Annotated in this window: 18 protein-coding genes; 10 read left to right on the top strand and 8 right to left on the bottom strand. The window is 60.2% G+C overall.

From position 1 onward, the window contains the following. Positions 1-155: 155 nt before the first annotated feature. The 3 genes from HY298_24785 to HY298_24775 all read left to right on the top strand — a co-directional run bounded on the left by HY298_24785 (position 156) and on the right by HY298_24775 (position 1,747). Positions 156-479: a hypothetical protein gene (locus tag HY298_24785; protein ID MBI3853477.1), complete on the top strand. Its 324-nt coding sequence runs from the start codon at positions 156-158 to the stop codon at positions 477-479. A 652-nt stretch (positions 480-1,131) separates the two neighbouring features. Further along, positions 1,132-1,320, top strand: a complete 189-nt coding sequence (locus tag HY298_24780; GenBank protein ID MBI3853476.1) for a hypothetical protein — start codon at positions 1,132-1,134, stop codon at positions 1,318-1,320. Then, a complete protein-coding gene (locus HY298_24775) occupies positions 1,301-1,747 on the top strand; it encodes a PIN domain-containing protein (protein MBI3853475.1) in 447 nt (148 codons plus the stop codon). The genes HY298_24780 and HY298_24775 overlap by 20 nt, the downstream gene beginning before the upstream one ends. Positions 1,748-1,779: 32 nt before the next feature. On the opposite strand, the gene HY298_24770 is transcribed toward HY298_24775, so the two are convergent. After that, complete coding sequence (locus tag HY298_24770; protein ID MBI3853474.1) at positions 1,780-2,013, bottom strand: hypothetical protein; 234 nt, start codon at positions 2,011-2,013, stop codon at positions 1,780-1,782. 339 nt (positions 2,014-2,352) lie between these two features. On the opposite strand from HY298_24770, the gene HY298_24765 reads away from it, so the two are divergent. Together HY298_24765 and HY298_24760 are read left to right on the top strand one after the other, a co-directional pair. Further along, positions 2,353-2,634, top strand: coding sequence for a type II toxin-antitoxin system RelE/ParE family toxin (locus HY298_24765; protein MBI3853473.1), 282 nt, complete (start codon positions 2,353-2,355; stop codon positions 2,632-2,634). Positions 2,635-2,637: 3 nt separating this feature from the next. After that, complete coding sequence (locus tag HY298_24760; protein MBI3853472.1) at positions 2,638-2,964, top strand: HigA family addiction module antidote protein; 327 nt, start codon at positions 2,638-2,640, stop codon at positions 2,962-2,964. A gap of 441 nt (positions 2,965-3,405) precedes the next feature. Here HY298_24760 and HY298_24755 read toward each other — a convergent pair whose 3' ends face one another. Next, positions 3,406-3,675, bottom strand: coding sequence for a hypothetical protein (locus tag HY298_24755; GenBank protein MBI3853471.1), 270 nt, complete (start codon positions 3,673-3,675; stop codon positions 3,406-3,408). A gap of 38 nt (positions 3,676-3,713) precedes the next feature. Further along, positions 3,714-4,781 carry a DUF362 domain-containing protein gene (locus tag HY298_24750; protein ID MBI3853470.1) on the bottom strand — a complete coding sequence of 356 codons (1,068 nt, stop codon included), beginning with the start codon at positions 4,779-4,781 and terminating at the stop codon, positions 3,714-3,716. 12 nt (positions 4,782-4,793) lie between these two features. Between HY298_24750 and HY298_24745 the strand changes: the two genes are divergently transcribed. The 5 genes from HY298_24745 (at position 4,794) to HY298_24725 (ending at position 10,952) form a co-directional block, all read left to right on the top strand. Next, positions 4,794-6,653, top strand: a complete 1,860-nt coding sequence (locus HY298_24745; protein ID MBI3853469.1) for a tetratricopeptide repeat protein — start codon at positions 4,794-4,796, stop codon at positions 6,651-6,653. Positions 6,654-6,901: 248 nt separating this feature from the next. Continuing rightward, a complete protein-coding gene (locus tag HY298_24740) occupies positions 6,902-7,516 on the top strand; it encodes a CvpA family protein (protein MBI3853468.1) in 615 nt (204 codons plus the stop codon). 34 nt (positions 7,517-7,550) lie between these two features. Next, the gene (locus HY298_24735) at positions 7,551-9,413 is read left to right on the top strand and encodes a DNA primase (GenBank protein ID MBI3853467.1); all 1,863 of its coding nucleotides are present in this window, start codon (positions 7,551-7,553) and stop codon (positions 9,411-9,413) included. A 305-nt stretch (positions 9,414-9,718) separates the two neighbouring features. Next, positions 9,719-10,246, top strand: a complete 528-nt coding sequence (locus tag HY298_24730; protein MBI3853466.1) for a hypothetical protein — start codon at positions 9,719-9,721, stop codon at positions 10,244-10,246. A gap of 469 nt (positions 10,247-10,715) precedes the next feature. Continuing rightward, on the top strand, positions 10,716-10,952 hold the full coding sequence (locus HY298_24725; protein ID MBI3853465.1) for a hypothetical protein: 237 nt from the start codon (positions 10,716-10,718) through the stop codon (positions 10,950-10,952). Here HY298_24725 and dprA read toward each other — a convergent pair. The 5 genes from dprA to HY298_24700 all read right to left on the bottom strand — a co-directional run bounded on the left by dprA (position 10,912) and on the right by HY298_24700 (position 22,852). Beyond that, on the bottom strand, positions 10,912-12,018 hold the full coding sequence (gene dprA, locus HY298_24720) for a DNA-protecting protein DprA (protein MBI3853464.1): 1,107 nt from the start codon (positions 12,016-12,018) through the stop codon (positions 10,912-10,914). The genes HY298_24725 and dprA overlap by 41 nt on opposite strands. A gap of 50 nt (positions 12,019-12,068) precedes the next feature. After that, positions 12,069-13,823, bottom strand: a complete 1,755-nt coding sequence (locus tag HY298_24715) for an amino acid permease (protein ID MBI3853463.1) — start codon at positions 13,821-13,823, stop codon at positions 12,069-12,071. 101 nt (positions 13,824-13,924) lie between these two features. Further along, positions 13,925-15,385, bottom strand: a complete 1,461-nt coding sequence (locus HY298_24710) for an amidophosphoribosyltransferase (GenBank protein ID MBI3853462.1) — start codon at positions 15,383-15,385, stop codon at positions 13,925-13,927. A gap of 146 nt (positions 15,386-15,531) precedes the next feature. Next, positions 15,532-19,296 (bottom strand): PD40 domain-containing protein, encoded by a 3,765-nt coding sequence (locus tag HY298_24705; GenBank protein ID MBI3853461.1) that lies wholly within the window; start codon positions 19,294-19,296, stop codon positions 15,532-15,534. Positions 19,297-19,312: 16 nt separating this feature from the next. Then, on the bottom strand, positions 19,313-22,852 hold the full coding sequence (locus HY298_24700) for a hypothetical protein (GenBank protein ID MBI3853460.1): 3,540 nt from the start codon (positions 22,850-22,852) through the stop codon (positions 19,313-19,315). Between the last annotated feature and the right edge of the window lie 116 nt (positions 22,853-22,968).

Here is a 22,968-nt window from a genome sequence, read left to right as displayed (position 1 = left end):
CCTTTCCGCCAGGGCAATTCCTTTCACCTCACAAAACCATCAGTCCTGGGGACAGCATGTGAATCTTTTTACATGCTCAAAGTTTAAGAAAAAGCGGCGAAATGAAAAGCGAAAGGAGTTGCGGAAAATCTCGTTCTGCCAAAAATGAGATGCTTATGCCGCCACCTGTTCGCATCGTTTTCATCATCGCGCGCTGCTTCGCTGCGGCTCTCGCTTTTTACGCCACGGCGCAGCTTCCCTACAACTACTACACCTTTACGCGGTGGATGGTTTTCCTCGTTTGCTGCTGGGCGCTTTGGATTTGTCGTCGTCGCCTCTGGCCGTCGTTCGCCCCGGCATACTTTGCCATCGGCCTGCTTTTCAACCCGGTTCTATCGTTTCATTTTCCGCGCTCCACTTGGCGCGCGCTGGACATCGCCGCTGGCGTCTTCCTCCTGCTCTCCCTGCTCCTGCACCGCCCGTTCAAAGATGCCGCCTGATCCGCCATCAAGCTGCCGCCGGTGCTCCCGCTGGTTTCAAAGGCAGAAGGGAGAAAGCAAAAAGCAGAAAGTAGAAAACAGAAAACTGAGGACGGAGGTCAGAGGTCAGAGGTCGGAGGGCAGAGGTCGGAAGTCAGAGCCACTTTCAAAAACTACAGACGGAATTCAACGCCAAGACGCCAAGGCGCAAAGACGCTCGCCCCGTGAAATAGCGCGCGCGGCGGGTCTGGGAGAAGCGGCGGGTATTATTTCACGGGGCGAGGCAATTTCAACGGCGCACGGCGGTCTCCGCCGCAGCCCGCCCGATTGCAAACCGACGCGAATTCGAACCGTTCCGTGCTGGCGTACCCGCTGCGGCTGAGGACAGCCGCGCCCCGCTCGAAGCCGCGCCTTTCCACCCTTGCGTCTTTGCCTATTTGCGCCTTGCCGTTAAGTCGGAATCGAATGGCTCCGGCCGACTTCTTGTGTTTTAAGCCTCGTCACCTCGGCTGCCACGATTCAAGGGGGGTTCAAGCCGTAGGTCCACAGCCGGTCTCACGGTTGAACGTGCAGACCCGCGAAGCAGGCTGTTCGCCGACGTGAGGTGATCAAGATGTTTCCGGCGAGAAAGCGCACTTGAAGTTCATGCCCGGGCAATGCTAACGTTTCGAACATGAGCACGCTCGTTGAGATCGAAGCGGCAGTGGATGCGCTGCCGTCACCGCAACAGGAGGCATTGTTCCGCCATCTCGCGCAACGCCTGAAGAAGCGATCCGAACCCAAACGGCTTCTGCCACTTGTTCCCGCCACAGGACGTCCGATCACTCAGGAGGAGATTGACGATGCCCTCGACGCCGACTGAGGCACTGCTGGATGTGAACGTGATCATCGCGTCGGTCTTCGCCGACCACATGATGCACGGAGCGGCGAGGAGTTTCGTGGAGAGGTTGGAACGTTTTCACACGACACCGATGACCCAAGGCGGCTTCCTGCGTTTCGCGACGCGTCCGTGGAGAAACGAGCGCAAAGAGGAACAACCGCCCCGGCTGACGATGGCGGAGGCACAGGCGAAGTTGCGCGAATTCACCGCAGCCGATGGGCATGTTTTCCTGCCCGATGATGCGCCGTTCACCGAAGTTGGCTTGCGTTCCATGCAGGGCCATCGGCAGTGGACGGATGCTTACTTGCTGCATCTTGCCCGCACACATGGACTGGCGCTGGCTTCACTGGAAAAGCGCATGGCCAATCTGGACGATCCGGTCAAGCCACTACTTTTCGTGGTGGACTAAGGAGAAAAGGACGCTGGTGTCAGCGTAGATTTTCACCAGCGCTCCTGTTCACGCCCCAGCATGACCATGTTGGGCAGGATTTTGTCGCCCAGAATCCTTCGTCGGCGCGCCGCGTAGTCGGGCAGCGTGACTGACACTTGCGGGGCCGGGGTGTTCCTGGCACGGCCTTGCTGGTCCAGGTATTTTTGCAGCCACTGCGCAATGCTTTGCGCTTCTTGCAATGGCAATTCCTTCAGGGCCGTCTCAATTTCCACAAGCGTACTCATGGCGGGAATTTAAGCGCGCCGACTCGGTTTGCCAATTCAAAATCACGCCTCACCGAAGGAACTTGCGGACAATCTCACGCAGCCCAGCCCCGGCGGCCATCCGCCTTCAAACTGCCGCCGGTGCTCCCGCTGGTTTCAAAGGCAGAAGGGGCAGGTGAAAAGCAGAAAGTTGAAAGCAGAAAGCAGAGGTCGGAAACTGAATTGAGCCGCGTCACCTCGTCTCCTACGGGGTTTGATCGGCGTCGCCGCCCTTGACACCGACGCGTTCGCCTGGCTCCCGTTCGCATCGCGTAATACCGCGCAGCTTGACATATTATCGCGCAACGATAACTTGACGCGGTGATTGCCAGTTTCGCCTGCCGGAAGACTGAGCGGTTGTGGCAGCGGCGGCGTGACCACGGTTTGCCGCCACAAATCGAGCGCGTGGCGCTCCGCAAGCTCACCCAGCTTGACCGCTCGCGGGAGTTGCGTGATTTGCGGCTGCCGCCCGGCAACCACCTGGAAGCCTTGAAAAGCGACCGCGCCGGACAGCACAGCATCCGCGTCAACGATCAGTGGCGCCTTTGCTTCCGCTGGCAGGGCGAGGACGCGCACGATGTTGAAATTGTTGATTACCACTGAACTATGAATACCAAAAAAATCCCGCCGGTGCATCCGGGCGAAATCCTGTTGCACGACTTCCTTGAACCGCTGGGCTTGAGCCAGAGCGCGCTGGCCGACGCCATCGGCGTCACACCCATGCGCGTGAGCCAGATTGTGCGCGGCCAGCGCTCGATCACGGCGGACACCGCCTTGCGCCTCTCCCGTTATTTCGGCACGCGGCCCGGCTGGTGGCTCGACTTGCAAACGCATTTTGATCTTGAAACCGCCGGTGACGAACTCGAAGCCCGCATCGCCCGCACCGTTAAACCTTGCAAGCTCCGGCCCACTCCTGAACCAGTCCCCGTGTGAGTCATGGCCCAGTCCGGTAGAGCGGTTTGCGCCAGAATCAGGGCGTCGTGGATTTCCTCGTCGGGAAGCAGGCGGCGGCGGCGGAACTCGCCGGCCAATTCTCCGCTTTCTCGGCGCAAACGGCCACTCCAGGATTGGGTGAAAATGGGTTTCGTTGCGTAGCAGTTGAATTCAAGGTTAAGCAAACCTCTTCGGAAAAACGCGAAGGGACGTTGTCTAACGATTGGAATCGTCCTTACCCGACGTCACTTAATCGTCAGCGTGTATTTGTAGTTGTTGGCGCTGAAAATGTTGGTCGCATCCTCGCCGTAAAGCGCGAGCCATCGTCGCATGTCAATGCCTGCACTTCACTCAAGGTCTTGCCGGCGTCGGAAGACGTGCCGAGCCATTTGCGTCCCGGCGTTCGCGCCGGGTTCGAGCCGCGCCAGATGCCGGGCGCGATCAATTGCAGCCCGAACCGTTCGTTGAAGTGTAACCGGCAACCATCCGCGAGACCGGGCTGTAAAGCTGCTGGCCGACCGGGTTCGGCACTTTTCTTCCTTCCTCCTGCCATGTGCCGAAATGGGTGAATTGCCCGGCGACGCCGCCAAAGAATCCTTTGCCGATCCCGCCTCGCGCGTGTGTGGCGGCAAAAACAGAACAAATATCACACGCCCAGCCTGGCGTGACGATTGCGCCAGTCGGGAGGGCGGACCAACAGAATATTCTCATAAAACGACACGGTTGATGCGGAGCCTGCCGGCGGCTTGCTAGCGCAAGCGTTCCACGTTGATCTTGGGCAAATCACTCACGCCGATTTCCAGCAGGGTGGCGTTGTGATACAGTTCCAGATTGTTTTTGACGGCGGTAACCCCGGCGGCCTCGCGCTGGTGGTCGAGTTCCTGAATTGAAAGGACATCCAGCGCCACCGGGTCGCGGCTGAAACGGAGTTGATTCAGGATGGCGGAGTAATGCAGCAGGCCGCGTTCGCCGCCTTGATACTGGCAGATCAAAGCATCGGTGATGTTCAGCACCACGCGGTCACCGAGCATTCGCAGGGCATAAATCTCCGGCACGGCGGCGGCCAGCCGTTCATCGTCCGTCTCGAAGCGCAGCGTGTTATCCACGCTGCCGACCGCCAGGCTGTAGAGATGGCCGGACACGCCGGCGTTATTGTGATTCAACAGCGGTGTGACATTGATGATTTTGGTGATTTCGCGGCTGACCAGTTTGGACACAAATGATTTGCGCCCGATGCCGTCGCCTTTTTTCCCGAACTCCAGATCGCCCCAGACCAGATTTCCGATGAACGCGGTCTCGTAAAAAGTTTTTTCATCGTAGCCCGCGTCCGCGCCGCCGGCCACGCGAATGCCGTAACGCTCGGCCAGGTCGAAGAATCCGGCGAGCCGCAAGTCCTCCGAATGTTTGTCCCAGACGATGATTTGTCTGGCGGGGAGGCCGCTCTGCAACAGACCTTGCACGACGGCGGCCACGACGGCCGGGCGCGTGCCGCTGTTGGGGCCGGGGCCGGCGAAGACCTTGATGCCAATGACATCCTGCGTGGAGACCAGACTGCGCCAGGCCGCGGTGGCACTCGTTTTCCCCGTCAGATTGGTGATGGCCCGATCAACGAGGGCTTGGACTTTTTCCGGACGGGGACGAAACGCATCGGTGGCTTCCGGGTCCTGGACGATCACGACTCGTGCCGACACGAGCGCGCTCGGCGCGGATGGAACCTTTTCCGGCGCTTGTTCGGCTGCCCTCAGCGGCAGGCTCAAACAGAGCACCCACCACGCCCAACATAATTGGGCCGCGTTGACCGGTGCGTTTCTTGACACGTTCTGGTGTGAATGTTACCACCGTCTTTGATGCTGACCAACAAAAAGCGGGGCGTGCGCGGCTTGAATCTTTTCTTGATGGTTTCCGGAATTCTTTTTCTCCTGGGCTGCAAGCCGCCCGGGCCGCGCGCGTTGTGGGAAGGCAAGAAACTCATCGAACAGGGGAAATTCTCCGCCGCCATTGAAGAACTCAGGGTGGCTACGTCGCTGCTCGGCACGAATGCGCTGGCCTGGAACTATCTCGGGCTGGCTTATCACGGCGCCGGACAGACTACCAATGCCCGGCTGGCCTACCAGAAGACGCTCGCGTTGAATCACGACCTCGTGGAAGCCCATTACAACCTCGGCTGTCTGCTGCTCGAACAACATCAGGCGGACGCGGACAAGGCGGCCCGGTCGGAACTGACCGCTTACACCTTGCGCCGACCCAATTCGCCCGGCGGCTGGCTGAAACTCGGCACGGCCCAATTGCGAACGCGCGAGTTGGGCACGGCGGAAAAAAGTTTCAACAGCGCGCTCCATCTCGGCGGACAAAATGCGGAAGCCTTGAATGGGCTGGGCGTCGTTCATGCTCAAAAAAACCGCCCGCAGGAAGCCGCGCAGTATTTCAGTGCGGCTTTGAAGCAGACGCCAGACTACCGGCCCGCGCTGCTCAACCTGGCCGTCGTCTCGCAGGAGTCACTAAATGCGCGGCCCGTCGCCCTCCAAAAATATCGTGAATATCTGGCGCTCAAACCGCGCGCGCAGAATTGGGAGGCTGTGAACGCCACCGCCCGGTTGCTCGAACAGCAGCTCGCACCCGCCAGACCGGCGGCCCCAATCAATCTGGCGGCGCCGATCAGTGCGAACACAAATCCCGCGCCCAAGCCAGCGGAGAATCTGCCGCGCACGGCGCAGACCAATGTGCCCAGGACCGCGCCGACCACAAATCAAACACCCGCTCCCAACCCACCGAAAACGAACGCACCGGTGCTCGTGGCCAACGCGGCGCCACCGCCCAAACCGGTGGAAACACCGGTCGAAGTGGTTCGCGTGCAGGACGGTCCGATTGTAAAACCGGCGCAGGACGTCGTTGCTGCGCCGCCGCCTGTAACCCGACCCGCACCCGCATTGATCCCCACCACGAAAGCGGCCACCACCGCGACGTCGGACCCGCGGATCGAGAAGCGGGGTTTTCTTGAACGGATAAACCCGGCGAATCTGTTTCGCCGCGATTCCAAGTCCGCCCCCAACGTCACGCCATTGAATGCAACCCCCGGTGCCCCTTCGACAAAGCCGGTTGAAACCGCCGCCATCCCAAAACCGGAAACGTCGCCGCCTTCAGTGGTGCCGGCGCCGGGACCTGCCCCGCCGCCGGCTTTCAACCGCTACGTTTATCATTCACCGGCCAAACCGGCGGCGGGTGATCGCAGCGAAGCTGAGACCGCTTTCGCGCAAGGCGTGCAGGCGCAACGCGATCATCGTCCGGCGGCAGCCGTGGCCGCCTACGGCGTGGCCATCAAGGCCGACCCAGGGTTTTTCGAGGCGCAATACAATCTCGGTTTGGCGGCATTTGAGGCGAAGGACCTGCCCCAGTCGCTCGTCGCGTATGAGAATGCGCTGGCCATCACGCCCGATTCGGCGAACGCGCGTTACAATTTTGCCCTCGCGCTCAAGGAAGCCGGCTACCCGGTGGACGCCGCGCAGGAACTGGAGAAGGTGCTGGCGGCGTATCCGGACGAAGCCCGGGCGCACTTGTCGCTGGCCAATTTGTATGCGCAACAATTGAATCAGCAACAGCGGGCGCGCCAACATTACTTGCGGGTGCTGGCCATCAACCCGCAACATCCGCAGGCGACGGCGATCCGTTATTGGCTGGCGGCCAATCCTTAAGGACGCGGCCAAGGGCCGCAAAACTTTTGCAAAACTAGCTGGCAATCTTAAGGGAAGCCACTAGGATTGCCACCGTTGAAACGCAGAAGCAAAAAATATTGGGCCATGCACTCGATTCCTCTTGGTGGAGACAGGAACAACCTGAAGGTTGAACTCCAACGAAAGCGGCCCTTGCGCGGCGTTGGAGTTCACGCTTTAGCGTGTCCGATGGGCGTGGAGGAATCAGGCGCCTAGCCCTGGAAAAACAAATGAATGCGGACCATAGATTTCCCGTGAATTGGTTCGACCTCGTGGTCGTGGCCGTCCTGGTCGTCGGCGTGTTGCGGGGTCGCAAGCGTGGCATGTCGCAAGAGTTGGTGGATTTGATCCAGTGGCTCGCCATCATCTGTGGCGGCGCTTTCCTTTATCAACCGCTCGGCCAGACGTTCGCGCAGTTCACCTCCTCCGGCATGTTGTTCTCCTACGTGTTCGTGTACCTGCTCATCGCGGTGGTCATCAAACTCTTCTTCATGATGATCAAGCACAGTATCGGAGGCAAGCTGGTGGGGAGTGATGTTTTCGGTGGCGCGGAATATTACCTGGGGATGCCGGCGGGCATGGTGCGGTTTGCCTGCGTCTTGATGATGGCGCTGGCGCTGCTCAACGCGCGCTCGTTCACCGCGGAGGAAATCGCAGCGGATGACAAGTTTCAAAATGACGTTTATGGCAGCAAGTTTTTTCCGGGCCTCAATGCCCTGCAAAATGAAGTCTTTGAGAATTCGCTTTCGGGAAGTTTTGTGAAAAAGCAACTCGAGTTCCTGCTGATTACGCCGACCGCGCCGAGCAACCGGAAATTCAAGCTCAAGGAATTCAATCCGCTGTGACGAATTGATTCCGGTCGGATGACCGTTTGATTCAATGTCTGGCTTTTTCTCCCCCGCGACACTCGAACAAGTCCGTTCCGCCAGTGACATCGTTGACGTGATCGGTTCCTACGTGCCGCTCAAACGCGCGGGCGCCAACTTTGTCGCGCTCTGTCCGTTTCACCGCGAGAAAACGCCCAGCTTCAACGTCAATCCGCACAAACAGATTTTTCATTGCTTCGGCTGCCACAAGGGCGGTGATGTGTTCACCTTCGTCAAGGAATTTGAGAGCATTGATTTTCCCGAGGCCGTGAAGCGGCTGGCCGAACGCGCCAAGATCCCGCTGGATTTTGAAAAGACTCCCGGCCAGCAGCAATCAAAGCATCTCAAGGAAACGCTGCTGCAAATCCACGAACAAATCACCCAACGCTGGCAGACCGCGCTCGGCAACGATGCCGCCGGTCAAATCGCGCGCGATTATCTCGCCAAACGCGGGGTCTCCGACGAAGCGGTGAAACTCTTTCGCCTCGGCTACGCGCCCGAAGCGTGGGACGACACCGTCAACTGGGCGAAAAGCAAAGGCCACGACCTTACCGTAGTTGAAAAGTCCGGGCTGATAATCCAGAAGGCAGATAACAGAAGTCAGAGATCAGACGTCGAAACTCCGACTTCTGACCTCCGACCTCTGACGTCTGACCTCCGGCATTATTACGACCGGTTTCGCGGACGTTTGATTTTTCCGATCTGCGACGAGCAGGGGCGGGTCATCGGGTTCAGCGGGCGGGTCTTGTCCGGCGATGAGAAAACCGCCAAGTATGTGAACTCGCCGGAGACACCGATCTTTACCAAGGGAAAAGTTTTCTTCGGCCTCGACAAGTCGAAGCGCGCCATCCTCGACGCGGGCTTTGCCATCATCTGCGAAGGCCAGCTCGATCTCATCGCCTGCTTCATGGCCGGCATCAAGAACATCGTCGCGCCGCAGGGTACGGCCTTGACCGCCGATCACACGCGCATTCTCAAACGCTACGTTGAGGAGGTGGTGCTCTGCTTCGATTCCGACACCGCCGGCCAGGCGGCCGCCGTTCGTTCGCTGGACAGTCTGCTCGCCTCCGATCTGGCCATTCGCGTTGTCACCGTGCCGGCGCCGCATGATCCCGACAGTTTCATCAAGGAATCCGGGGGAACGGCGTTTCAACAATTGATCGACAAGGCCGAAGGTTTTTTTGATTTTTATTTGAACCAGCTTTGCGCAAGCAACGACGTGGCGACAGACAAAGGGCGGCACGCCGTGCTAAAGCACATGGCCGAAGCCGTGCACAAAACGAACAACCTGGTGTTGACGGACAAATACGCGCAGAAAACCGCCTTGCGTCTGGCTGTTTCGCCCGAGTCGGTGCGGGCGGAGTTTAAGAAGGTGTCGCGTCCCACGACCGCCACTGCCCAGCCGGAAGAAACCCAGGCTGCCGACGAAGCCGCGCCGCGTCCTTCGTTGCAGGAATTTTGGTTGTTGAAACTGCTGTTGCTTTCCGATGAACAGATTGATTGGGTGGCGGCGCATCTGAATCTGGATTGGGTATCGCATGCAGTCGTCCGGCAGGTGGTGTCAAAAAGGCTGGCGGCGCATCGCAACGACACCTGGCAGAACGTGGCTGTGCTGCTCACGAACGTGGAAGGCGGAGAAGCACGCAGTTTGATCACTGAAGCCTTGGCCGACGAACGCAAGATTCCGAACCCCGAACAGCAGTTGAAAGACATTTTGCTGCGTCTGCGCAATCAGTTCATCGACCGTCAATTGACGGCGCTGACCCAGCGCGCCAACCAGCCGGAATTGCCGGAACCGGAACAACATGAATTCTTGCGCCGACAGGCGGAACTGCGGAAGGTGAAAAGACAACCGTTGTCGCCGTTGGCTGGTTAAAACGCGAGCGATTCGACCGATTTTATTTGGCCATTTTCCCATCGCTCTCATCTGTGGTAAGAGATAAGAGCGACCACATCTATCCAAATCCTGAACACGGCACCCAGTGCTATAGTAAAGCCAATACGATTCAGCGCATACTCTCGGCGGGTAAGCAATCGTCTGCTCAGCCAAAATCGTGAAAGAAACTTTTTATCGTGTGTTCGGGTCTGGTAAAGCACAAGCGACAGAGAAACCATCGCGAGGCCGATGACCGCCAAGATGATCTCAAAGACTGGCATAGGAGACGAAGGCTAACGTCAGTCGTGCGCGACCGCCAAACCATTGTCGCTTCATTCCATCAATCGTATAGGCGTTCGACTTCATTTGCCAAGTGCTTCTGCCACGACTGCACCAATCATGGCTCCGTAGTAACCTGCCGTGCCCACAACCTCGACCGCTTCGCCCGTTTCGCGATCAACCATCTTGCCGCTCTGCTGCTTCTCAAAGTCTGCTTCAGACAATTTGAAAGTCTGACATCCCACACAAGTGCTCAGGACGACTCCAACAAGCAGTCCGCCAATCAAGCGGCGCTTCACTCGACCGATTTTGTTATGCTTCGGGTTTGTGGTCATTCTTCACAAGACTGGAATCAATATCGCAGTAACAGCAATGCACCAGCCGAGAATGGCGAGCCACCGCTGCGACGAGACAAGAAATGGACTGCCAAAGAAAAGAAAAACCCAAGCGACAAATGCCAAGATACCAACCACGACAAACGCTCCCGTCTCTTGCCGTGCGTGACGGCCAGCAAGCTCCATCGTGATCAGATAACTGCCGAGCAGCAACTCTGATACAATCAGAACCCATCGCCAGAAAGGTGATGCCTTTTGAGTCCGCGCAACCATAGCATCTAACGGAGCTTTGTCCGCACTTTGCGGTTAATCCCTGTTTTCATGATTTGGTAGTAAGTCAGGTTTTCTTGCCTGTCAATAAGGGTTTAGTGGCTGCTTCAAACTGAGGCTCAACTTACAATTTGAGCAACGCAACGCGGTCGAAAACCGCCGAGTTTGCAGTCCTTTCCTTAACACCCTGCTTTGGCGGGGTGTTAAGAGAAGCGAGGATTCACCAACCGCTTCAGCGGTTTCCGATGCGGAGAAAAACCGCTGAAGCGGTTACGCAGTCACCTTTGCCGCCAACACCCGCTAAAGCAGGGTGTTAATGAGACCCGGATGGCGACCGCACAAAAGTGAGTGGCGCCGTAAACAGCGCCATCCCTCGATTGCTCTTGCGACACGCCTGGCGCCGGTTATCATGGCGTTCATGGAACTCGTCATCATGCTGTTGGTAGCCGGCGCGTTGCTGTTGCTGCTGGAAACGGTGTTGCCGGGCATGATGGCGGGCATCGTCGGCACGGTCGCCCGGCTTGGCCCAAAGGGAATGAATCAGAAGTCCACGTGTTTGCTGCGGAGTCTTGTGCGACATTGGGAAGAGCAAGAACTTCGACAAGAAATATCATTCATTGATTTCGCACAAACAACTTCCCCGGCAATTGTTTGATCAACCGTTTCATCTCTAATCCGAGCAGCGCGACGGACACCGTGGAACTGGGCAGGCCGCTGCGCCGGATCACTTCGTCGGTGCTCGATTCCTCGTTGCTCAGGGCGTCATAGACTCGCTGTTCGTTCTCGGACAACGTGAGCGCAGGCAGCGCGCCGGTTTCACTCGCGCCCGGTGGGCGATTGCTGGCGGGAAAGAGATATTCAAACTCGCTCAAAACGTCCTCCGCGCCTTCACAGAGCTTCGCTCCCTTCTTGATGAGTTCGTGACAGCCTTTGCTGCGCGGCGAATCGATGCGGCCGGGCACGGCGAATATCTGCCGGCCATTTTCCACTGCCATGTTCGCGGTGATCAGCGCGCCGCTCGTCAGGTTCGCCTCAACAACAATCGTGCCCAGCGTCATGCCCGCCACGATGCGGTTGCGGATGGGGAAGGATTGTTTGTCCGCGTTGCGATTGAAAGGAAACTGCGTGATGATGGCGCCGTTGTCGGCGATGCGCTCGAACAACTCCACATTCTCCGGTGGGAAAATGATGTTGATGCCCGTCCCCAACACCGCAACCGTCCGTCCTTTGCCGCTCAAGGCGCCTTGATGCGCCGCCGTGTCAATCCCCCGCGCGCCGCCGCTGACGACGGTCACGCCGACGTAAGCCAGTTGATACGCCAGCTTGCGCGCCGTCTCCACGCCGTAGTGCGTCGTCATGCGCGACCCAACCATCGCCACGGCGTTCTTGTCCTTGGCGCTCAGTTTGCCTTTGACGTAGAGCACAATGGGCGGATCGTAGATCTGCCGCAACAGGTCCGGATAATCTTCGTCTGATTGGGTGAGAATGTGACAGCCAAAGTCACTGATCCGTTTCAGCTCCTCATCGAGTTTGATGGTTTTTTCCCAGGTCGCGATTGCCTCGGCGGTGTCCTCGACGATGCCGCGCACCTGGAGGAGTTGGGATTGGGAAGCGCGCAACACCGCCGGCGCCTCGCCGAAATGTTCGAGCAATTGCCGCACGCGCACCGGACCGACGTGCTCGATCATGTTCAGCGCCACGAGGGCTTCAGCGGGATTCATGCGGCGTGGATAGCGCGACGGCAGCGCAAAGGCAAGGATTGCATTGGATTTTAACCGACCACGATGAGCCGCATCGGTTCCGGCAGATTCGCTGCGACGCGAGCTACGACGTTGCCTTTGAGAAGATGCACCAGCGTGGCGCGTTTGCTGCCGCCCAGCACAACTGTGTCCGCCCCGAACGTGGCCGCGATGTCGATGATCGTGTCCGCCGGTGAATCGCTCACACTGTAAAGCTTGTGAACGTTGATGCCCCGGGTTTCGGCTTCAAGCCGGGTGAACAGGGCGCGGGCGTCCGGATCGTTTTCCCAGGTGCCACCGGTGTCGATCGGCAACGCCAGTTCGCGGCAATAAAGCACGAGCAGATGCGCGCTGCGGGCGCGGGCTTCGTCCAGGGCGAATTGCACCGCTGGCGTCCAGCCCCGCGCCGCCACAAGCAGCGTGCGACCCAGGAAAGGCTCTTCGCTGTTCGCCACCGGGTTGGCCGTCGCCAGAACCGGTTGGACGGTGGCCGGAACTCGCGCCCTATGGTAACGCGCCGTCACCTCGCGCAAGGCCAGTCCCGCCGCCAGCACAACTAGGACGAAAATCAACGCGTGCAGTTTGCTGAAGGCGATGGTCAGCCAGATGGCAGCCAGGATAAGCATCGTCGCCTTCATGATCAGCCGCTCGTGGCGCTCCAACGGCAGCGCGCGTGCAAATGCGCACGAACCAATGTTCAGCGCGATGGCTCCCACCACACCAATGGCGTAAAGGTTGGCGAGCGACTCCACCGAATCGCCCACATCCAGCACGATGACCGGCAGGACCGTGGCAACGATGACTGGCACCCACGGCACGCCGAAACGATTGAGTTCCACGAAGGTGTCCGGCAGTTCGCCGTCCCGTGCCATCACGTAGAGCAAAGCCACCATGCCCCCGATGACGGTGTTGACTGCGGAAAGCAGGAGCAGGGCAAACACCCAGCCTACCACGGTGCCAAACCACGGCGCGACGAAGACTTCACCCATGTAGCGGAGCATGTCCTCCCGGTGCTCGTGTAAGTGGTCGGCCGCCAGCGGCAGGCACATGGCCAGCACGGCCAACGCTGCGGTCGCGATCACCACTTCGAGCATGACCGCAGTGATAGCCCGGCGCGACGTCACCCGCACGGATGGACGATCAGGCGTCGTGTGTGGGTCCAACTTCATCACGCCGGTGTTGCTCGCGGCAGCCTCGACACCCGACAACGCGAGGATTGTTCCCACAAAGGCCACCCAGTTGTGCCAAAGGCCACCGGTCGGCGCCTGCGCGTGGAAATCCTTGAGATGCGGCAGGCCCGCGCCAATCAAGATCGTCACCGTGACCACCACCGGAATCGCCAACCAGACGGCGATGCCGCCCGTGTGCTTCGGCCCGAAAAAGTTCATCGCTCCGATGAGAAAGATCGCCGTGATCGCCCATTTCTTGGCATCGGCCTGGTCGAAGCCCAGATAATGAAACGCGTCCAGACAGCTCAACGAGGCCGTGACGATGAAATCCGCCAGCAACAACAGTCCGCCGATCATCGCCAGGCGGCGCGAATGCATGCCGGCGGCCGTATAAACTCCGCCGCCAGTGGAAAAGCATCGGCAGACCCAGATGTAATTGACCCCCACCAAGGCCGTGAGCAAACAGACCGCCAGCAAATGCGGCAATGCGGCAAACCCGATCGACGCCAGCGCCAGGCCGATGACATAAGCCTTGCTCGTGCCCCAATCGCCGTAGAGCAGAGCAGCGGCGCGCGCCCAGCCTACGTTTCGCGGCCGGCCTATGGTATTGATTTCCATGGCGCTAGTTCATCGGGAGTGCATTGGGGGCTGGTCACGCGATCTTGATACTGGAAATTCCCGTGCTGTCGCAAGCATTAGTGGAAGGGCCGCCGGGGCGTTTACAGCAATTTGATCTGCAACTCTTCTTTCGTGAGCGCCTCGCCCAAACCCTCAACCCGCGCGCCGCGACGTTCCATGATGTGTTTGTCCAGCATCGCATCGTACGGCACGGGATAATTGCCATCGTAACAGGCCATGCAAAACGCCTCCTTCGGCAAACCTGTCGCCTTGATCATCCCCTCTTTCGACAAATAGGCGAGCGAATCCGCGTTGAGATAGCGCCGGATTTCCTCCAGCGAATAATTTGCGGCCATGAGCTTGCTGCGATCCGGAAAATCAATTCCATAAACGCACGGGTTCATGTGCGGCGGACAACTCACCAGCACGTGGACCTCTTTGGCCCCGGCTTCCTTGAGATTGTTCACCCGCGTCTTGCATGTCGTGCCCCGCACAATGGAATCATCCACCACGATCACGCGCTTCCCTTTCACGAGTTCGGTGATGAGGTTAAGCTTCACGCGCACATCAAAATCGCGAATCAATTGCGAAGGCTGGAGAAAACTTCGCCCCACGTAGTGATTGCGCACGAACGCCATCTCGAACGGAATCTTGCTCTCCTCGGAATAACCGAGCGCCGCGCAGTTCCCGCTGTCCGGCACCGGAATGACGACGTCGGCCTGGATGGGATTTTCGCGCGCGAGCTGCCGCCCCATTTCCACGCGGACTTTATACACGTTGCGATTGGCGATCGTGCTGTCAGGCCGCGCAAAATAAACGTATTCAAAAATACAGAAGGCGCGCCGTTCGTGCTCCGGAAACGCCTGGATGCTGCGCAGCCCATTCTTGTCGATGATGACGATCTCGCCGGGCTCGACATCGCGGACGAATCTGGCGTGGATCAAATCGAACGCGCAGGTCTCGCTGGCCAGCACCCACGCGCCATCCACCTGGCCGATGGAGAGCGGCCGAAAACCATGCGGATCGCGCACCCCGATCAACTCCTGCTCTGTCATGATGACCAGCGAGTAAGCACCTTCAATCCGGCGGACGGTTTCAACCAGATTGTTCTCGTGCCCGCCGATGGTAGGTTGCGCCAGGAGATTCAAAATGATTTCGCTATCGACAGTAGTCTGGAACATCGAACCTTTAGCCTCCAGTTCCTCGCGCACCTTGACGGCGTTGGTGAGATTTCCGTTGTGCGCGATGGCGATTTGTCCGCGCCGGCAATTGCCCGTCAGCGGTTGCGCGTTGCGCAAGTGGGAAGAACCCATGGTGGAATAACGCGTGTGCCCCACCGCCATGTTGCCGACAAGCCGGTGCAGAATGTCGCCATCGAAAACCTGCGACACCAATCCCATTCCACGAAACTCGCGAAACTGTTTACCGTCAGACGTGACAATGCCCGCACTCTCCTGTCCGCGATGTTGCAGTGCATACAGACCGTAGTAGGTCAGTTCCGCCGCATTCGGATGACCGTAAATGCCGAAGACACCGCAATAATGTTTTGGGTAAAGCTGCATCGCCCGCTCAAAGCTCGCGCGGAGACATTCCAACAGAGGTCGTCGAGTTCGCGCAAGTCCCAACTCAACAGCCGGCGGGCAGGCGACCGTGGCAACGCCACGCCGCGCAGGTCGGCCGGACGGATCGAACAAGGCGGGCGGACGGCTTACGGCCAGCGCAGCCGGTAGAATTCCTGCGGCGGCCCGGGCAGCGTGCGCCGATACTCGAACACGCCGTTGGTGTTCAGATACGGCCCGTTCAACGGCGTCCACACCGCCGGCGGCGAAAGACTCGGCGTCGCCTCCAATGTGTAGCCCACGTAGTTGAGCGGCCAGTTCAATACCGCCGCGTTTGGTTCGCGATGAATTTCCAATTCCGGCTCGGGCGGCGTCAAATACAGTATCCCGGGATAACGCAGGCGGAAGAATTTGCGCGGTTGTAACGCAGCTCGTGACTCGCGGTATTCGAAATTCGGGCCGGCGCGGAAATACGGGCCGCTGACCGGCGTCCACGTGAAGCCGGCCGGCAGGTTCGCGGCGGATTCCAGCGTGAACCCGTCGTAGTTGGTGCTCCAATAAACGACGACGACGTTCGGTTCAAGCCGGATGAACAAACCGAGGTTCGTGTAACTGACCTGGGGCAGCGAGCCGACGACCGAGCCGGCAAAATCAATCGGGTCGCCCGGCGAGGTCGGCAACAGCAGCGGCGGGCCGTCGCAATCCGTGCCATTGGGTGTTAGTGGAAGCACCCAAAGCCCGTTCGTGCCGAAGATCGTTCCGGCGGTCACGAGCGCCTCGCCATTGGGTTTCCACACCGCGCCATTCGGAAAACCGTCGGCGCCGCCCGTGAGCGCGGTGATCTGGTAAACGTTCGTTTGCGCGCCGAGTTCAACAATCCATAAATCGTGGCCCGCATCAATCGCTGTGCTTCCGCTTGGAGCGTCGGCCATCGCAATGCGCTGTCCGTCCGGCGACCACGCGGGCCAGCGCGGCCCCAGAATGCTCAGTAGGCCGAGATTTTGCCGTGACGTCAGGTTGGACGGCGCGAGGTAAAGGCCGGGGCTGACGGGATAAATGACTTGCAGCGCCACGCGCCCGTCCACCGGGTTCACGCTCGGTGCGCCCTGCTGGGGGTCGCGGCTCAACGGAAACGCCACCGGTGGTTCGTTCACACCGATCCGCCAGAACACGCCGTCCGTGGCGAAGATGAGGTTCGTGTTGCCAAGCTCCCAGTCGCAACCGACGTAGCGGGCGCTGCTCGTGTGCCAGCGGTTTTCCTCTCCGGTGGGCACTTCGCGCAACCACAGGCTGAACTGATTCGTCAGCGGATCATTTTCGCGCCAGAACGCCATCCAGCGTCCGTCGCGCGACACGCGCGGCTCGCGACCCGTGGTGAGGAAGGTTTCGCCGCTGCCATCCAGATTGATCGCCCAAATCGTCGGGACGGTATTGCTGCCACGACGTCCATAAAACGCCGTGCCGTGGATGGAGGGGAGCGGCACGTTCGGATTCACGACCGGTGGCGTGTTGGTATCGCTGCCCGGCAACTTCACCGGCGGTTCGCTCACGCTGTCGGCCCGGCCCATCGTGTAGCTGGCGAATTGCAATCGTCCCCGCGTGCCGCCAGGGACGTTGCCGTAATATTGAATCGTCGCGTCGTTCGTCAGCGCGAAAGGCGCGGCATACAATTTCCAACTGTCCGCCGTCCCAGTGCGATAGAGAACTTGGTGCGCGGCGTTCTGTTTGATGAAAGAAATCTGGATCGGTCCGCCGTACGCGCCCGGCGGCGGCGCAATGGTGATGACGACCGGCTCGACGGGACGCGGCGGCGCATAAGTGAAGAAGGAAATGTCGTCACGATATTGGTCGGGCAGGGCGTATGCCGTCCCGGCCGGCGGCACGCCGAGATTATTCGTGGCCGGACTGCCGAGACCCGACGCCGCGCCGGAATCATTTTCCGCGCGGACCGAGAGTGAACCGGGCACGCCAAACACACCGCTGCTCCAGTCCGGCACGCTGAACGACGCGATGAGCGTGGCGGCGGTGTTGGTGAACGGCTCGGATTGAAACAGCCACACGGTCGCGCGCGTGTTGCGCGTCGTGACCGCCGGCAGACTGTTGGAACTGATCTGCGTGTAGTTCGTGCCGTCGAACGTCATCACTTGCGCGCCCACGGACGAGACTGAGCCGGTCGGCGCGCTCAGGAGAACAAATTTTCCGTCGTCGAGCGCGGCGACGCCGGTGACATGCCCGCTCGCGCCCGTCCCGTATCTAGACGCCAGGCTCGGCGACCCACCGGGCAGCCGCGCGCCCTGAATGCCATCGCCAAATTGAATGATCGCGCTGCTGTCGTTGCTCGCCCCGGTGACGTAAACGTGTTCGACCGCCTGCGTGAAGTTGAGCGTCACGGGCGCGCTGAAACCAAAACCCGCGCCGCTGGTCACGAGGGAGCGGATGCTCACGTTCGTTCCGCCGGGAACATAAAACCAGAAACGCGGCAGTGCTTCGTCGTTGAATCGGCCGAACGCGTAATCGCTGCCCGGCAGGAGGTTGCTCAACAGGCCGATGACGCTCGCGGAGTTCGTGAACTGCCAGAGATGCAGAGCGTCGTTTGTCGCGCCGCGCGCCATGCCCACGGCGAACGTCAGGTTGGCGATGGGCAGGGCGTTGATCCGCTCCAGCGGCGCGGTTTCGGAGTGCTCGTCCGAAGAAACGACCGTGCCCGCGTTCAAGCTGATCAAATGCAGCCGTTCGGTCGGCGTCGAATTCAGCGAACTGGCGCAAAGGAGGCGATCAAAAGCGGAGTTGGTTCCGTAGGGCGCGGTCAGACCGGCCAACGCATGCGGGCCCAGGTCCTGCGGCACCAGCGGCGATGCGTTGAGTTGAACATTATCAATGCGGTTGTTGCCGCCGGCGGTGGTGGCGCCGGACAGGGTGTAGCGCAGGTAGGCCGTGGCCGCATTGTTCGAACCGGTCGCCGCGGAGAAGTCGGCGGTCGCCGTGCTGAAGGTGGTGTTTGTCGTAGCGGTGTTCACGCCGGTGAGCGTCGTGTAATTGATTCCATCGGTGCTCCAGGCCCACGTGCCGGAAGTGAAACCGGTTGAAGTGCCGCGCGTGTCGAACGAAACCACCAGGTCCTGATGACCGGACATGCTGAAACTTACGATCAACGACTTGCCGTTGGCCGAACTGTTCGCCAGCGCCAAAGCCGTTCCGGGATTTCCATCCACCGATCCCGGAAATGCGTTCAGTGTCGTCCCGCTGAACGAAGTCCGTTCCGGGTTGCTGCCCTGTGGACTGCCCAGACCGAAGGCCGAGATATCCAGCGTTCCCGTCCCGACGGTTGCGGCAATCGTGGCGGGCGTGGCCGTCGAGACCGTGGTCGCCGGCAGGCTGAAGAAATCCCACGCGGCAATCAGCCCGTTCGTCGCCGCCGGGTCGCCCGGCAGAATGATCACCGGCACGCTGTTACTCACGTCCATCAGCGCGATGCGATTGAAATCCGGCGCCGTGACGGCGAACGCGTCGCGGCCCGATTGCAGTAAGCGGCCGATGCCACAACCGCTGGCGTTCTCGACGCCCGACACGAGCGGCGCGGACCAAGTGAGCACGCCGGCGTTGTCTTGATAACCGACTCGCGCGTTGCCGATCGCTTTGTCCAGCACGAGCACATCGGGGAGGCCGTCGCCATTGAAATCGCCGGAGGTGAGGAACTCGGCGGGCGTTTCGTAAACGATGGCGGCAAGGGCCGGCGCGCAGAAAAACAAGAGCGCGACACACGTCAACGCAAATCCGAAATCCGAAATCCGAAGGCCGAATGATCCAGCCACCGGCGGGCGGCCGGTTCGGATTTCGGCCTTCGGGCTTCTTCTCGCCGCGCTGTCGCGCCGTCGCAGCGGGTCGGATTTCGGATTTCGGATTTCGGATTTCACACGTTGCTCATCGGCTCTAGTTATTGTTCAACGGCGGCTCCACGTCGCCGGCCGGGATGGTTTCCTCCACTTCGCGTTGGGCGTTGAAGCGCACGACGTAGTAGCGGTATTTCGCGCCGCGCTGCACCGGTTGCAGGTCGCGCACGTAGAAAAAGAAATAGTACTTTGGGGCGTAGTATTCTTCCTGCCCCGCGAACAACCGGTCCGGAATCGTCACCTGACCGTTGTTGGGGCCGACCTTCCACGGCACGCGTTCGATCAGCGGCGAGACTTGCGTGATGTCGCCGGACACACGCGGGAAGAGCGCGTTGGTCAGTTGCTCGCGATACAGCACGAACGGCAGCAACGCCTGGCCGGCCCGCGCCGAGCTGCGCGACCGGAACACGCCGGCGTTCGGATCGGCGCTCTGCTGACTCACGTTCTCCGCCGTGCCCGTGTAATAGCTCAAGTAGTCGTTGTTGAATTCCGTCCACGCGTTATTGTTCGGCCCCCCAGTGAGGCTTAACTCCCCGATGCGCACGCCGACGGGGTAACGCGGGTTGGGCGCGATGAAATCGGAATCGTAAAACACCTTCGCCTGGACGCGCGGCGCGTAGGGCAGCGACGTGTCGGCCGGCGAAGTCGAATCGAAGCCATTCACCGGCGGCGGAGGCCGCGCTGGCCACGGCACGGTCACGGGCACCACCGGCGGCGTCCAGGTGAACTGCCAGTTTTCCGAACTGTCCCAGACCTTACCCTGGCTATCCACGGCGGCGACGGAAACATCGTAAGTCGCGTTCGGCAGCACATTCACGTTGAGCGTGAACTTGGGGCCGGGGCCAAAGCCCGGACCGACCAGCGGGGTGAGATGGGCTTCGTCGTAGAGTTGCCGCGCGGCTTTATGCTTTTTGTTGAGGCCGAGATAACTCGCCTGCTTGTTGTAGGGCACATAAACCGTGAGCACCGGGTCGTTCAAGTTGATGCCTCCCCCAGGCTTGGGCGGATCCACACGATGGACTTTCAATTGAAAACGCGCCACACCCGACGTGGGGCAGAACCAGCTCAACATCATTTGGGGAGTGTTGACAGTGCCGATGGGTTGCGGTTCCGCGAGCACGGGCTTGGGCAAACTGCCGACGGGCTTGCAACCGATGAATGCGAGCGGGCTGCCGTTGCCATGTTCGTCGAGCGTCTGCACAAAGTAGCAAAGCCGCGTCGGACTCGTGGGCATGGCCTCGTCTTTCGATTCAATGAGCTTGTTCGGATTCGCCGGATCGTAAGCCGCCGGGCCTTGCGCGAAGAGCGTCAATGGCCCCTCGCCCGCCCGGCGATAGACGCGATATTCGCGGGTGCGTTCCGTGAGTTTGAAGCGCACGCGCACCGGCGCGACCGGGCCATTGTCCGCCGCGCGGGCGACGTGCTGGTCGCAATTGGCGTCCGTCGCGGGCAGGTTCACGGTGTAACCCCGGAAATACGGCAGCGGGCCGATGAGACACGCGGGATACGAAACCCAATAAACCAGATTCGAGTCGGGCCGGATCACGGCGATGTCGAGCCAGGTGTTGTTCGTCAGCGCCTGCACGAGCAGCGGCACGGGGCCGGTGTTGAAATGCAACGCGACCATCCCGCTCGGATCCACCGTGGCGCTGGTGGCGGAGTAAAAGGTGTTGTTGCCGTTGTTGAGTACGGTGAGCAACGGGTCGGTGCTGCTGAGCGCGGTCGTGAGCAGTTGGCCCGCGAAGAACACCGCCTCGCGTTGTTGCGTGGGCGGCACGGGCGCGGTGAGCGTGCAGTTGGCGACGGCGGACACCTGCTCCAGGAAAGTGCCGACGGTGCAGCCGATTCGGAAGGTGTGCGCGTAAGTGTCGCCGGCGGTCACGGGATAATCCAGTTGGGCGGTGTCCTCGTCCGGCGGGAAGTAAGTCGGGCCGACGGTGTCCACCTGCGTGCTGACGCCGGAGATGGTGTTGGTGATGAGGAACTGCACCCACGCGATGCCGCGATCGCGCCGCGTGCAGGTGAGCTGGAAATTCCACGTCTGGGAATCTTCGGGGATGACATTCGTCACAAAATTCTGGAACATCACCACCGGCGTGCCGCAACTGCCCAGTAGTTCGCCCGTGGTGGCCGCTGGTCCCTCGCGCTGTCGCAACACACCCCAGGCGGGCGCACTGTGCGGCGAGAGCAACGGATCACACGCCGCCTCGCTCACCGCGCGGACGGTGAACCAGGCGTTGGTGATATTCGGGTCGGTAAACGCGCCCGCGCCGGTGTCCGTGAACGAATTCACGTTTGTGCCTGGCAGGTTGGTCACCACCCCGACGCGGAAGGTCAGCGGCGCGGCGTCGTTGGTGAGGGCCATCGTCGGATTCGTCCAGCGATAAATCCAGTAGTGCGTCACGTGATCGGCGGCGTTCGTGTTCTGCGTCCAGGTGACTTGCAGCCGCGGCTGGTTGGTCGAGCCGGGCAGGACGATGTTGACGACTTTCACATCGGTCGGTTGCTTGGGCGGCAAACGGCGGCAGGCGCGCGCCAATCCACCGGGCGACACCAAGCCATCGCGACCGAGCAAATCGCGGGCGGTCACGAAATAATAAAATTCCTGCCCGTCAATGAACGGCGGCGATCCGGACCCGCGGGCGTTGTCAGCGAAGAAAAACGTGAGGCGATCCGCCGGATCATCCGCCCCACCGGCGCCGCTGCCGGTGTGGTAGTCCATCGTGGCGAACACCGCGGCGCGATTGGCTTGAACAAAATCCGGATTCGAGTGAAGCACTGCCAGCGTGGGCGGCAGGTTGTGGAAATTTCCCGCTTCGGCATTTGTCTTCCCAATGCGCCACAAGTTGAATCCGACATTCAAGACCGAGAGCCGTCGCAATTCCGCCGGCGTGCCCCAGCGCAAGCGGATGAGCAGATGTTCGCTGATATGATTGCTGACGACTTGAAACGGTTTTCCCGGCGCCGGCAAAACCACCGGCGCATTCGGCACGAGCGTGACCCGGCCCACCACATTGCCCGCCGCGCCCGACACGGGATCGAGTTCGCGAATCTCATAAGTCGTGATGGCGCCGATCATTTCGGAAAACGCGTGCCCGGCGCAAAGGGTGAGTCCGGGATTGCCATGTTCGAGCAACGCCAGCATTTCGGCAATGGATTGATCTGTCGCAGCCAGTTGAAAAGCAGTGAGGACTTTTTGCGGCAGCGATTGACTCGTAATACCGGGAACTTTGCGCAGCAACCCGAAGACATTGGTTCCGACCGCCGAGGCGAGCGCGTCGTTGAGCGAGGCGAGGTTCTGGCCGAGCGCGACCGATTGATTCAGCTTCGCGTTGATGGCGGCGACGTCCGGGGACTGAACCAGATCGCCGCGCAAGGTAAAGGTGCCCGCGTCGGCGGGATAACCAGGTTTGCCATAAACCGCGAAGCGTTTTCCCGCGAGGATCTGCGGCGCGGAGGAATCGAGCAGCACGTAAGACCAATCCTGGTTCAAATTATCGCGGGCGGTGGTGCCGACGGCGTAAACGAGATTGGAGAGGGGAGTTTGAGCGACCATTGAGGTCGTGAGCAATGGGATCAAAAAAAACAGGGAAATCCGAAATCCGATGATCGAAATCCGAAAGAAATCCGAAGGCCGAAATCCGAAACAGGCGCTTGCACGCGTCCGACTTCTTCGGACTTCGGCCATCGGGTTTC

The organism is Verrucomicrobiota bacterium, assembly GCA_016200005.1.
Lineage (GTDB): Bacteria > Verrucomicrobiota > Verrucomicrobiia > Limisphaerales > PALSA-1396 > PALSA-1396.
The sequence above is the reverse complement of the archived record's forward strand: the minus strand, read 5'-3'. Positions and strand labels throughout refer to the sequence as shown.